The sequence below is a fragment of the Yinghuangia seranimata genome, from assembly GCF_029953285.1.
Classification (GTDB): domain Bacteria; phylum Actinomycetota; class Actinomycetes; order Streptomycetales; family Streptomycetaceae; genus Yinghuangia; species Yinghuangia seranimata.
Genome location: NZ_JASAOI010000051.1, coordinates 21,963 through 34,058, shown reverse-complemented (window position 1 = coordinate 34,058; position 12,096 = coordinate 21,963). Strand labels below are relative to the sequence as shown.

Annotated in this window: 13 protein-coding genes and 2 pseudogenes; 8 read left to right on the top strand and 7 right to left on the bottom strand. The window is 70.2% G+C overall.

Going from position 1 to position 12,096, the window contains the following annotated elements:
* Positions 1 to 17 precede the first annotated feature (17 nt).
* A complete protein-coding gene (locus QI554_RS30730; RefSeq protein ID WP_281474529.1) occupies positions 18 to 641 on the top strand; it encodes a hypothetical protein in 624 nt (207 codons plus the stop codon).
* Between the two features lie 426 nt (positions 642 to 1,067).
* On the opposite strand, the pseudogene QI554_RS30725 reads toward QI554_RS30730, so the two are convergent.
* The 3 genes and pseudogenes from QI554_RS30725 to QI554_RS30715 all read right to left on the bottom strand — a co-directional run bounded on the left by QI554_RS30725 (position 1,068) and on the right by QI554_RS30715 (position 3,291).
* Positions 1,068 to 2,032, bottom strand: a pseudogene (locus QI554_RS30725) (integrase core domain-containing protein).
* Between the two features lie 57 nt (positions 2,033 to 2,089).
* A complete protein-coding gene (locus QI554_RS43430; RefSeq protein WP_343230826.1) occupies positions 2,090 to 2,371 on the bottom strand; it encodes a molybdopterin cofactor-binding domain-containing protein in 282 nt (93 codons plus the stop codon).
* Positions 2,372 to 2,424: 53 nt separating this feature from the next.
* Positions 2,425 to 3,291 carry a hypothetical protein gene (locus QI554_RS30715; protein WP_281474528.1) on the bottom strand — a complete coding sequence of 289 codons (867 nt, stop codon included), beginning with the start codon at positions 3,289 to 3,291 and terminating at the stop codon, positions 2,425 to 2,427.
* A 176-nt stretch (positions 3,292 to 3,467) separates the two neighbouring features.
* Between QI554_RS30715 and QI554_RS30710 the strand changes: the two genes are divergently transcribed.
* The gene (locus QI554_RS30710) at positions 3,468 to 4,442 is read left to right on the top strand and encodes a winged helix-turn-helix domain-containing protein (protein WP_281474526.1); all 975 of its coding nucleotides are present in this window, start codon (positions 3,468 to 3,470) and stop codon (positions 4,440 to 4,442) included.
* Here the strand turns inward: QI554_RS30710 and QI554_RS30705 are convergent.
* On the bottom strand, positions 4,355 to 5,131 hold the full coding sequence (locus QI554_RS30705) for a DNA ligase-like domain-containing protein (protein WP_281474524.1): 777 nt from the start codon (positions 5,129 to 5,131) through the stop codon (positions 4,355 to 4,357). The genes QI554_RS30710 and QI554_RS30705 overlap by 88 nt on opposite strands.
* Before the next feature lie 130 nt (positions 5,132 to 5,261).
* Between QI554_RS30705 and QI554_RS30700 the strand changes: the two genes are divergently transcribed.
* Complete coding sequence (locus QI554_RS30700) at positions 5,262 to 5,534, top strand: hypothetical protein (RefSeq protein WP_281474522.1); 273 nt, start codon at positions 5,262 to 5,264, stop codon at positions 5,532 to 5,534.
* On the opposite strand, the pseudogene QI554_RS30695 reads toward QI554_RS30700, so the two are convergent.
* Positions 5,528 to 5,736: pseudogene (locus QI554_RS30695) on the bottom strand (alpha/beta hydrolase); the annotation flags it as partial. The gene QI554_RS30700 and the pseudogene QI554_RS30695 sit on opposite strands and share 7 nt — an antisense overlap.
* Before the next feature lie 64 nt (positions 5,737 to 5,800).
* Here QI554_RS30695 and QI554_RS30690 point away from each other — a divergent pair.
* The 4 genes from QI554_RS30690 to QI554_RS30675 all read left to right on the top strand — a co-directional run bounded on the left by QI554_RS30690 (position 5,801) and on the right by QI554_RS30675 (position 9,628).
* Entirely contained in the window at positions 5,801 to 6,103 is a 303-nt protein-coding gene (locus QI554_RS30690; protein ID WP_281474521.1) for a hypothetical protein, read from the top strand.
* A 1-nt stretch (position 6,104) separates the two neighbouring features.
* Positions 6,105 to 7,460, top strand: a complete 1,356-nt coding sequence (locus tag QI554_RS30685; RefSeq protein ID WP_281474520.1) for a hypothetical protein — start codon at positions 6,105 to 6,107, stop codon at positions 7,458 to 7,460.
* Between the two features lie 129 nt (positions 7,461 to 7,589).
* On the top strand, positions 7,590 to 8,213 hold the full coding sequence (locus QI554_RS30680) for a hypothetical protein (RefSeq protein WP_281474519.1): 624 nt from the start codon (positions 7,590 to 7,592) through the stop codon (positions 8,211 to 8,213).
* Between the two features lie 311 nt (positions 8,214 to 8,524).
* On the top strand, positions 8,525 to 9,628 hold the full coding sequence (locus QI554_RS30675) for a hypothetical protein (protein ID WP_281474518.1): 1,104 nt from the start codon (positions 8,525 to 8,527) through the stop codon (positions 9,626 to 9,628).
* A 37-nt stretch (positions 9,629 to 9,665) separates the two neighbouring features.
* Here the strand turns inward: QI554_RS30675 and QI554_RS30670 are convergent, their stop codons facing one another.
* On the bottom strand, positions 9,666 to 10,250 hold the full coding sequence (locus tag QI554_RS30670) for an integrase core domain-containing protein (protein WP_343230827.1): 585 nt from the start codon (positions 10,248 to 10,250) through the stop codon (positions 9,666 to 9,668).
* Here QI554_RS30670 and QI554_RS30665 point away from each other — a divergent pair.
* Complete coding sequence (locus tag QI554_RS30665; protein ID WP_281474516.1) at positions 10,249 to 10,647, top strand: hypothetical protein; 399 nt, start codon at positions 10,249 to 10,251, stop codon at positions 10,645 to 10,647. The two genes, QI554_RS30670 and QI554_RS30665, sit on opposite strands and share 2 nt — an antisense overlap.
* Before the next feature lie 434 nt (positions 10,648 to 11,081).
* Here the strand turns inward: QI554_RS30665 and QI554_RS30660 are convergent, their stop codons facing one another.
* Positions 11,082 to 12,071 (bottom strand): nitroreductase/quinone reductase family protein, encoded by a 990-nt coding sequence (locus QI554_RS30660; RefSeq protein WP_281474514.1) that lies wholly within the window; start codon positions 12,069 to 12,071, stop codon positions 11,082 to 11,084.
* Between the last annotated feature and the right edge of the window lie 25 nt (positions 12,072 to 12,096).

Sequence of the window (12,096 nt, the reverse complement as noted above, 5' to 3'; positions counted from 1 at the left end):
GTGCCCGACTGTACGGTTTGCGACGCACCGACGAACACGAGAGGCACTTCATGGGCTTTTGGGGAGAATATGTCGTCGCTCGCAGCGACAAGCCGCTGCTGGAACTGGAGCCGCTGAGCGCCGGTGTCTGTCAAGACGGGCACGACTCGTGCATCGACTGCCTCAGCGCCCATGGTGACGACGGCTGGCAGACGGTCGCCGTGCACCACGGACTGCCCGGTCGCACCCCGGACACCCTGAAGGCGATAGCAGCGCAGACCGGCTCCCCCGCGTTGATCGTGTACATCTGCGACAGCGACACCGGCCACGTCCAGGGATGGTCTGCCCAGGGAGGGTTCTTCGGGACCTGGTTCACGCCTGATCTCGCGGCCGAGTACGAGGTCCCAAACGACATCGCCTACGAGGACGAGACAGGAATGCCGAGTACGGCATACCAGGCGGCGTGGGATTCCGCCCACAGCCGCATCGTCGGTGAGATGCCGCAGCGCGCCCGCGACGCCTGCGCCTGGGCAGAGGCATCGGGTTGGCACTCGGATCCCGAGAAGGTGCTGGAGATCCTGCTCGCCGACCGCATCGAGTACGCCGAGCACCACTTCTTCGAGCTGTTGCGGGCCATGGGCCTGCCGGCGGCCGGCATGTGACATCGACAGGGGTCACGTCGACGGCCCGCCGACCTCCCGATCGGCGGGCCGTCCTTGGGCAGGGGACCCGGCGGATGGGGACGATGTCGGGGACCCGGCCGGCGGTGCTGGGGCGGGCTGCCTCGGGTGTGGCCAGCAGCGCGACGATGGTGATCGGCTGGTGGCAGTGCGGGCAGTCCTGGGGGCAGCCGGCTCCAACAGGTCTCGGACAAGGGGCTGTTGGCGTGCCGGCGCGGTGCGTGTGGGCTCGGCGGTCGTCCGGTTCACCGATCTGGGTTCGCCGAGCCGGCGGGCCCGGTCTTGTTCGCGGGTGTGGTCGCGCTGGCGCTCGGCCCGCCTACGGCACTCGGCCGCGCAGTAGACCTGGCGGACGGTGACGCCGGCCTGGAAGGTGCCGGTGGGTGCCGAAAACCCTATCCGCCCACGTCAGGCGGCATGCCGGTATTCGTGGAGCGTGCCGCCGAGTCGGTCGTGCCGGCGTATGCACAGCCGTTTGAGTTCGTTGGGATCGGTGATCGGTTCGGGCACGGCACGTAGTGGCGCCGCTTGGTGGAGAGTTCGGTGCGGCCTGTGTTGGTTGTAGTGCTGCTCGAACTGGCGTAGCGCGTGGAGCAGGTGGCGCTGGTTCCAGATCGGGGTGCGGTCGAGGAGTTCGTGGCGGCAGGTGCGGACCCAGCGCTCCATGACCGCGTTCATGCGAGGGGTGCGCACGGCGGTCAAGACTGTGCGGATGCCGGTGTCGGCGAGGATCTCGTCGAACAGTGCGGGGAACTTGGCGTCCCGGTCGCGGATCAGGAACGCGGCCTTGGTGCCCTCCTGTTCGAGGTCGGTGACCAGGTTCCGGGCGACTTGGGCCACCCACGCGGCGGTCGGGTGCGGTGTGGCGCCGAGGACGCGGATGCGCCCCTCGCCGGGTCGATGCCCGCGTCCTTGAGAATCTCCCAGACCGTGGACGCGGCGACGCGGATCCCGAGCGCGGCGAGTTCGCCGTGGATGCGGCGGTAGCCCCAGGCCGGGTTCTCCCGCGCCAGACGCACTACGAGGACGCGGACGGAGCGGACCGTCGGCGGGCGCCCGGGCCGCTTCGAACGGGATGCGGACGCGTGGCGACGACGGACGCGGTCGCGGTGCCACCGCAGCACCGTGTCCGGGCGCACGGTCAGCCGCAGCTGGCGCAGCACGCCGCGCGGCAGCGGGTGCAGTAGCGCCGCGAGCAGCGCTCGGTCCGATGCTGTGAACCTTGGTCGTCGGTCGCCGAGCTGCCTCTCGAGGACGGTGATCTGATGGCGCAGGGACAGGATCTCGGCGTCCTTGTCACGATTGCTCATGGGCAGCAGTCGCAACGCGGCGAACGCATTCGTCACGGCCAGGCAGGCAAGTCGGAGCAGCACGGATGATCATGCTGTCGTGGTCGTGATTGCTTCCATGGGCTCAGTTGGCGGAATCGGTCATGCGCAGCCGTAGCGGCCGTCACCTGCACGGATGGAGTTCTCGGCACCCACAGGGTTGACGACGCGGCCGACGGCGAACACGCCCAGGAGGCGGCGAACCCGGATCTCACCGGTGGCCGGGTCGACGGCGACTTCGGTGAACACTGCGCTGTAGGCGTGGCGTTCGGCGTACGGGAGCGCGGCGAAGGCTTCGCTGGTGCCGGCCGAGACGGTGAACGGCCAGGTGGCCGGTGTGCCACCGGACCGCTTAGCCGTCCGACCCGCCCGGCCTCGACGCACACCGGCGCCGAGGCCGGGCCTCGCGGGCTATTGCCGTACGTGCCGTGCCACGGTCACCGGCAGTAGCCGTCCCCCTGGCTCCCCCCGTACGTGCCGATCGATCCATTGGTCTTGATCTTGACGCAGATCCCGACCGACTCGGCGTACTGGGCTTCGTAGTGGAGATAGAGCTGATAGATGGCGAGCAGGAAGTTGAACGGCGCCGGCACGAACCAGCCGGCCAGGGTCAGCCAGTTCTCGTAGGCGGCGATGTAGCGCGTCTCCGCCCGGTTGAAGTACAGCGTGCCGGTGACGATGCCCCACTTCCAGTGCGGGTCGGCGACGACCGGGTAGGCCGCACCGCGCGTATCGATGTGCTGCGTAATGGTGTTGCCGCTGACGACGAACGATGTGGGCAGGCTCCGCCCGCGGGCGTCGTACGCCCAGGGAGAACTGATCCGACTGTCGACCGCGCCGTCGGCACCGACGAGAACGACTCCGCCGAGCGGGTCCGCGACGAGGTGGGTCCCCGCCTTGTTCACCGTGAAGGTGGCACTCGACGGCGCCTTGCGGTCGCGCAACACTACGATGTGGGACGTACCGGTGGCATCGGTCCTGACCGCCGCGTCGACGTGGGGAAGGGCGTCCGGAGTCACCGTCAGGCCCGCGGACGGGCGAGTGGTGGTGCCGTGCGCGCCGTTCAGCTCGATGGACACCCCCGACGACGCCGCCGATGTCGCCGCCGATGTCGCCGGGTTGGCCGACGGACCGCCCAACAGGTCTGGGATCGCGGCCAGTTCCGTGACGACGCGTTGGGCGGGCGACTGGCCTGATGGGGCCCGGGCCGACGCCGACGCCGACGGCGCCGACGCGATGGACAGACCTGCGAGCACCAGGCCGGTAGCGGTGAGGCCGCGAGCGAACCTTCGGAAACCGTGCACGTTGAGCCCTTTCCTGGCACAGCGACGGATCGAATGCCGCAGGCGCGGCCTCCGACGTGGCGCGGGGACGGGAAGGAAGCAGAGGAGCACTCCCCGCGACGCCAACGAGCTTGTGTCGAGGTCAAGTTCGAGCTGAAGATGATTCGAGGAATTCGAAACGTTGACGGGGGTGCTCGTTGATCCGTGTCGAGCTCGGCGCGGAAGGCGCGGCCGGTACCCGGTTCGTGGTGTCGCCGTTGAAGATCCTGTCTGAGCTGCTGCTCACGCTCGGCCGGCATCCGTACGCCCTGCCCCGCGTATGGCGGGACCGCTCGGCCGCGGCCCTCGCCGCCCGGGACCTGCCGTCCGTACACGCCCTGGTCGCACACGCCGCCACCGGGTACGTCCCGGACTTCATCTCCCCGGTGCCGGTCCACTTCGCCGAGGCCGTGGAGGAGCAGCTCCACCGGGTCGCGACCGCTCCCACGGAGCGGATCGGCTACGAGGCGGCGATCATCCTCCAAGGGCATCCCTGGTGCGCGGAGGGCGTGGACGGCACGCCCGGCCGGTTCGCCGCGATGGCGGAGGCGATCCAACGCGGCGAGCGGGCGCTGGCGGACCGGGCCGCCCAGGAGCTCGAAGTCTTCTGGAAGCGGGTGTTCGCCAACGACTGGCCGCGGATCCAGGACCGGATCCAGGCCGACATCGCACTGCGCGGCGCACAGTCCGCCCGCGACGGGCTTGGGGCGATGGTCACCGGGCTGGCGCCCCAACTGCGATGGCGCGACGGCGGGATCGACCTGACGGCGCCATTCGCGTCCCCGGCGCGCGCCGAGGCGGACGGGCTGCTGCTGACACCGTCACTGTTCCGGGGACCGGTGGGCTTCGCTGTCGACCCGCCTGACGCGGTCCGGCGCCAACTCCCGCTGATCACGTACCCGATCGCCGACGTCACACAGGCCCGACCGGCCGGTCGACCACGGCGGCTGGGGGCGACCAGAGCCCAACTGCTGCAGGCACTGGCCATGCCGGCGTCGACAACAGAGATGGCCAGACGGCTCAAGCTCTCGCAGAGCACCGTTTCCTACCACCTCCAGGCCCTGTACGACAGCGGGTTGGTCCAGCGCACGCGCCAGACCCGGACCGTGCTGTACCAGCGCGTGGAGCAGTAGAGCCAGCCACAGCAGCCCGTCACGGCAGCCCGCCGCGGACGGGTTCGGTTCACTGGCGGTCCGTGTAGTCCGACAACCAACGCGCCCGCCCCCGCCCGTCCTTCGGTTATGTACGCGAGCGCTACATCGGCTGCCTTGCGGGCGGCGCGGGTGCGCGGCAGCGCCTCGAAGTCGAGCTTGTCGCCTGTCCAGGCGCACAGTTCGCCGCCCAGCACCGTCCCGGTCGGCAGGGCTGCGACCGCGCGGGCGATCTCGGGGAAGTCACGGGCGAGATCGCGGCCGACGCGGGACTGGAGGACGGCCGGCTCCGGGCCGCGGGCGAAGGCGAGGGCGCGGAATCCGTCGAGTTTGACGGAGTACTGGACGCCGCCCGGCATCGCCTGCTCCGTCGGCACGGTGGTCGCCTTGCGGGGCCGCATCACCTCGAGCGGTGGTTCCAGCCCCGGCGGCGCCGCCGATGCGCCCGTCGGCCGGTGCGCCGATGGCCGGTCCGGGCGGGGCGCGGGGCGTCGCGCCGGTGGTGGTGTGGGCAGAGCGCCGGCGCGGTTCGGGTTCAGCAGCGGGGCGAGGAGGTCGCCGAGCGCGGCGATGCGGCCGGGGACCTGGTCGATGGTGAACGAGAGGTCGTCCGGGTGCTGGGCGGCGCACCGGGGGCGGTCGGCGCCGCGCTCAGTTCGAAAACCACTCATCACGGTGGCGGGTTGTCAGCAGGCAGTACGTCTCGTCGTCGTCCCAGGTCCCTGAGGAGGGGAAAGCCGGCATGCCGCACCCCGTCGCCGGGAACTGGTTGGTGTCCACGCCGAGACAGGAGGACTCGGGATGGAAGCCGACGAACTGCTGGACCGCATCCGGGAGGCGCGGGAGTGGGCCGACGGGCACAGGGCGAGGTTCGAGGAGCAATTCGGGGCCGGGGAAGACCTGGGCCAGGTGCTCGTCGTCGGCCAGTCCGCCGCTGCCTTCACGACCGTGGTCGCGGTGCTTGGGTCGCAGGTCAGGCCTGCCCGGCGTCCGGGGCCCGGCCGGTGCCGAGGCGCCGACGGGGGCGGGGTGCCGCTGCTCCGGGTCGTCGCCGTCGGCGGCCGCGGGCGGTAGCGGTTGAGGGCGCCGGTCAGCCCCGCGCGCTCGAACTCTCCGGCGTAGACGTCGAGGTCGTCCTCGGTCAGCCAGGCCTGGAGGACGTAGGCGGGGAATCGGTCACGCAGACGTCCGCCGCGGGCGACGAAGTGCGGGTCGGGTTCGCCCTGGGCGGGCATGGTGTCGGTGGACAGGCAGCGTAGAAGCCCGCCAGCCAACCGTCTGGAGTATTAGTCTGTCACCGGCTCAATCAGGAGACCAGGCTGACAGACGGGGGCACATGCATGGGTTCGCCAAGTTTCCAAGTCGACGTCGACGGTATGAAGTCGATGGTCACCAAGCTGCGGAACGCCGAGACGGCGATGCGCGACGCGATGAGCGCGATGCACTCGACCGGCGGGGCGGAGAACATCGGCACCGCCAAGCTCGACGACGCCTGCAACACCTTCCAGAAGAAGTGGAATTACGGCATAGGCGAGCTGCACAAGGACATCGAGGCGACGGTCAAGGGCCTCGACGACGTCATGAACGCGTACGCCGAGGTCGACAAAGGCCTCGCGGACGCCTTCCCCGCGCAGGGGAAGTGACATGGCTCCCAACTCGTACCCCAGCCTCGGATTCAACCCGGCGCCGGGGTCCCAGGATTCCATCGAGCACCTCGTCGACATGCTCGGCAAAGCGAAGGCCGCCCTTGAGGAGGCGAAGCAGGGCATCGTTCAGGTCTCCCAAGGCAACAGCGAGCTATGGAAGGGCAAGGCTGCCGAGGAGTTCCGCAAGGACCTGTCCGGCAAGCTGCCTGGCAAACTCGACAAGGCCATGCAGTCGATCGGGCAGGCGGCCACCGCGCTCTCCGGCTGGAAGGCGGACCTGGCCGGCTTTCAGGACACCGCGAGTCGTCTCGACGGCGAGGCGAAAGCAGCCAAGGACAAGCTTGACGGCGCCGGACAGCAGGCCGCGACGGCTCGGTCCAGCCCCGACCTGGCGCTGGCCGGCGTGAAGGCGGACACCGACACCGAGCTGGCGAACCTTCAGAAGCGCTACGACGACGCTCAGCTCGCGGTGTCGAACGCCGACAAGGCGGTGAACGAGGCCAAGGCCGCATACGACGCGATCATGCGCCGCGCGCACGAACTCGAGAAGACGCACGACGACGACGCCAAGGCCGTCGCGGGCAAGCTGGACGACGCCGACGACATCGCTCCACACAAGCCGAAGAAGAGCTGGTGGAAGAAGTTCCGCGAGAACGCCGGAAAGATCGGCAACTACCTCGCGCTTGCGTCCGCCGTGGTCGGCCTCGCCGCGATCGTGTTCTTCAGCGGTGGGGCGGCGCTGGTGCCGCTGTTGGCGCTCTCCACCGCGCTGAGCGCCGGCGCGCTCGCCTCGCACGCCGCCGACCCGAAAACCTGGAACGCCTTGAAACAGGGGCCGATGTCCGGGGACTTCTGGGCCGCTTCCATGACGCTCGCCGGCGACGCGATCGGCGCGATACCCGGCGTCGGCATCGCCGTTCGCGGCGTGAACGGCACGGTGCGGGGGGCGATCGCGGCAACGAACGGCGCTCACGCCATCGGCCCCTTCGCGGCCGCTGTGCAGGCCGGGCGAAACCTGCTCCCGACCATCGGCAGGGTCGGCCCGCGCGTGCTCAAGGACGAGGCGACATGGCTCGGCACGAAGGTCGCCGACATATCCCTCGACGTCGTCAACTCGCGCCGCACCCTGCCGATTATCGGCAGTGCCGCGGACGACTTCAGGAAGATCGCACAGAACACCACCAACGGCCTCGTCGCCGCCGTGGGCGTCAACCAAGCCGCGTCGGACGTCGCCGACGACCCCGGGTGGTGGGGGTCGTCCAACAACAAGACCGCGGGCGACGCCGGCCTGAACGCCGTCAACTCGCCTGGCGCTTACGACGTCATAAAGTCGACGATCAGGGCGGTGCGCTAGGCGATGGATGTGTCAGCTTTGACATCGAACGCGCCCTCCGCCTCGCCATCCGGAACGCGAGACCCCGCCGAAACGTTCCCGCCCCCGTCGGCGCGGATCCGCTTCACCGAACCCGACGGTTTCCTCAGGGTGGACCTCGACCCGGACCTTGAAGCGCTCCGCGAGGTCTTCCAGCAGGGTTCGGCGTTCCTCAGCGCCGACGAGCAGTACGCCATGGCGGAAGGCCTCGCCGCCATGAACGTCACCCTGCGCGCGCTCCGCGAGCGCCACGCCGTGTACTTCGCGGCGGGCGCGCACGACGACGGTGCGGGCGGCGTCGCCTCGGCAACACTCACGGTCTTCGTCCAAGAGCCGTTCATCCCGGGCATGAACCCCTTTGAGCTGGCCCGTACATCGCTTAAGGCCATCGAGGCGCCGTTCGGCCCCGACAGCGGGGCGCTGATACACCTCGCGAGCGGAGTGGCCGCGGCCGCGTACGGGGTGGTGGCGTACGCGGGGGCTCCCAACGACACGGTGCCCCAAGACCCCGAAGGGAAGGCTGTGTTCGCCCAGGCGCGGATCGGGCTGCCGCATCCGGACGGCGAATGCCTGCTGCTCCTGGAAATGGCCACGCCCTACCTCGAGCACGCGGACAGCTACGGCGACATACTGCTGGGCGTCGCCGACACCGTCAGGTTCGGGTCGGCGTCCGACGCGGTTGCGGAACCGGAGCCTGGCGGCGTGATCGCGTCCATCACGAGCGTCCTCGGCTGACAGCCGACGCCGACTGTCCCAGGGGGACGGCAGAGCAACCCAGTCCACAACCTGCTACACACGCTGCGAAGCCGCGGCACGGCCCCTGGTCCCATGTGGCACCGGGAACCGTGCCGCGGCCAGGCGATCGACCAGGGCGAGGGGCCCTGCCCGAGGAAGGGAAGCGGATGGTCGGCCAGAGTGGTGCCGAGGAGCACGCGACTGCGGGCGCAACGCCTGCCACCGCCGCCGAGCTCACGCGCGTGCGTGTCGCAGCGGCGCGTCGCGCGAAGTCCGCGCGCCTGTTGGGATGGAGCTGGGGCGCATTGACAATGGCCCTGGTCGTCCGGCTGGCCATCTCAGGGTTCGGGCCGGTCGCCGGTTGGGGCGCGCTGATCCTGATCCTGACAGGGCTCACGGCACTGGTGTCGCGAACCACCGCCATGTCGGCCATGAAGGTGGCGGGGGCGATGCGCGCGGTGGCCGACGAGTACCCGTGGCAGCCGTACACCTGCACGGTCGGGACAGCGCCCGACGAGGAGGGCACGCCCCGGAGAGCGCTGATCCTCACCGCCGCATCCGGTTCCGACGGCGTCGTGCTGCGGCTACCGCCCGGCTCCTCCGAACTGCGCCGCGCGCTCGTAAGCGGGCCCCACACCGACGTGTGGTTCGCGGGCGACACCCGGTTCGGCGGGCTGATCGGCCTGCCCGGCGGCTCGCCCGTGGAGTCGACCACAGCCGTCGACACCCGCCTCGAACGCCGCACCGTCCAGGCCGACGAGCGTGCCGCGCGTGCCGGACTCCTGAGCGCCGAAATCCGGGCCGAACTGCTGCCCGCCTCCCCAGGCGACGCCACTCGGCAGCACGGCGCCCGACCTGTCTCCCGTGAACTCCCCGCCAAGTCCGCACAACTGGCGGCCGCCCGAGGGCGCGCCCTCCTGGTCGGAGCATGCGCGGCACTGACGACGGCAGTCACCCTCGGCTGCGTCGTGCTAGGCGTCGCCGGGATCACCGAGGGCGACTGGTCGGCCCTGGTCCTCGTGGTGTTCGGCGTTATCGGCGCCGTGTTCGCGGGAGCTTGGCTTTACAGCGTCCAGGCCGGCGCCCGGCAGGTCCACCGCGTCCTGGACCTGTACGACTGGGCCGAGTGGGACTGCAAGGTTCAACGACTCGACAGTTTCGACCGCCTGGTACTTCTCGGCACCAACGGAGACGCACTCACCGGAATCCTGCCCAGCGGCGGCACGGGCAGCGCCCTGCGCACCGCAGCATTGCGCGAACTCGACGCCGTCCTGTTCGCCGGCGACCCGCGCTACGGTGGCGTGATCGCCCTCTCGGACGGCACCCGAGTCACGCCGGTCCGCTGCCAGCCGATCGGCCGCCGGCGCCCGGACGGCGACACCGCCCTCGCCCGCCGCGCCGGCCTCACCACCTGACCGACCCTGTGGGTGCCGAAAACTCCACCCATGCAGGTCAGGATGCATGTCGGTACTCGTGGAGGACACCGCCGAGTCGGTCGTGTCGGCATATGTCCAGGCATGTGATGCGTTCGGGGTCGGTGATTGGTTCGGGTGCTGGGCGCAGGGGTGCTGCCTGCCGCAATGCCTGGTGGGGTTGGTGGGTGTTGTGGTGCTGCTCGAACTCGCGGAGGGCGTGGCGCAGGTGTTGTTCGTTCCAGATCAACGTCTGGTCGAGGAGTTCGTGGCGGCAGGTCTGGACCCAGCGCTCCCTGATGGAGTTCATGCGCGGGATGCGAACGCCGGTGCGTACGGTCTGGATTCCGGCGTCGCCGATGATCTGGTCGAAGAGGGCGGGGAACTTCGCGTCCCGATCGCGTATCAGGTACGTGGCGGAGGCTCCGGCGTCCTGAAGGTCTATGAGGAGGTTTCGGGCGGCCTGGGTGACCCTGTGGGTGCAGATGAATACGTCTGCGCAGGTCAGGCCGCAGGTCGGTATTCGTGGATGGTGCCGCCGAGTTGGGCGTGTCGGTGTGTGCGCAGTCGTTGGAGTTCGTCGGGGTCGGTGATCGGCTCGGGCGTCGCGCGTATACCACGACATGTCGAGTTCGGCGTGGCCGGTGGGCACCGCGATCAGCGTCTGGAACGGATCACCCAACGTCCACCTGACGTGGAGTCCGAATGGCTGTCCGGGCTACACCGGAACGCACTGCGTCAATGTCTACAGCGGCAACTACGGGTACATCTATGCGGGCAAGTTCACCGCGGACTACGACTCTCAGAGCCACTACCTGCGCGACGGAACGAACGCGGTCATGCTGAACGACAACTTCGTGTCCGCGTATCCGACCGCCGCCAGGCAGCTCGCGTGCCATGAGATCGGGCTCGGACACAACAGCAGCCCGGCCAGTTGCCTGTACACCGGTAATACCCAACCGGGATGGACACCGACGGACGACGACTTCCAGGAGATCATCCGCTACGTCTACCCCTACTGACCCGCGGATTGCTTCTTCAGGCCGCGGGCGTACGCCTGGACGGTATTCGGAGACCTTCGGATCCGCCGCGAGGTATGCCGCGGTCACCGCCGGGTCACCGCCGGGCCGCCGCGCGTCGTCCGAGATGGCGCCGAGAGACCACGCCGCGTCGACCTGAGTCCGTTCTGTCGACGCCTGCAGCATCCAGCGGATGCTGTTCACGTCGAGGTGACGCGCATGCCGCCCAAACGAGTGGGGATACCTGCCCGACCCGGACGTTCCGTATGAGAACGATGCCACCAAGTGGCCGGGCCGCTGCCTGGCGAAGGGACATCCCTGCGCGCCGCCAAGATCGGTGTCTGCGAGCACAGCCCTAAGGGCCAACGGCTGTACGAGCACGGCCGGAACGGCTGGGTCCAAGTCGAGACGCTGCCGCGTCGCGCGCCCGCTTGGTGTCAGGTCGCCCCCGCCAGCTCGACCCGCACCGTGGCCGGGGTCGTCGCGAACCTGCGGAGTGTGCGGGCGTGGTGGGCCGGGAAGGCGGCGAGGCGGGCCGCGACGTCGTCGTCCGGGACAAGGGCGGCGACGCCGGGCCGCCAGCGGCCGCGCAGGTGCACACGGACGTGCGGGTCGGCCACGAGGTTGCGCACGTAGCCCGCGCGCGAGCCGTGTTCCGCGACCAGCCACAGGACCGAGTCCGGGTCGCGGCGAACGCCGACCACCGTGCGGCGGCGGCGACCAGTGGTGCGGCCCGTGGTCTCCAGCACCGCGTAGTGGGGGAGAGCGCCCGAGCATGCGACCAGCCGCATCGGCGGGTTGAGCACCCAACGCTGGAGGCGTCCGTTGCGTACCTTGCGGTGTCCCGCGTCGGCGGCGTCGAGGGCGGCGGTCTGCTCGGGGCCGGTCGGAGCGACGGTCATGGGGCCGGCGCCGAGCACGCGGCGGCTGACGACGGGCGCGTCGGCCGTGCCGCCGCGTACGCGCCGCGCTGCCGGAATGTGCAACACCCCCCACGCGAGGAACGCGACGCCCGCCGCCACCTGGGCGGCACCCCCGGTGACCGTCTCGGACCACGCGAACTCGCGTGCGGCGACGCACCACAGCACCCCCGAGCCGCCGATCACGGCGGTGTCGACGACGACGGTGCCCCGCACGTAAGCGCGGGACTTGCGGCGGCGGCCGGGGCGTACCCGCAGGACGCGTTCGCCGACCCGTCCGAGCGGCGTGCCGTGGGCGAGGCTTTGCCACACGGCGAAGAGGGCGCAGAGGGCGAACCCGGCGGCGGCGGGCAGCGCCGGGCTGCCTGCCCAGTCGATCAGGAATCCCGGCCAGGCGGAGACCGCCCAGGCGGCGCCGACGAGGGCCCAGGCGGTGCCCTCCCAGCGCAGCGTCTCGGAGCGCGTGGCGTGTGTGGTGCGGGATGAGGCGGCTCGCGTCGTGGTCATACTCATTAACATAACGACCGTCATG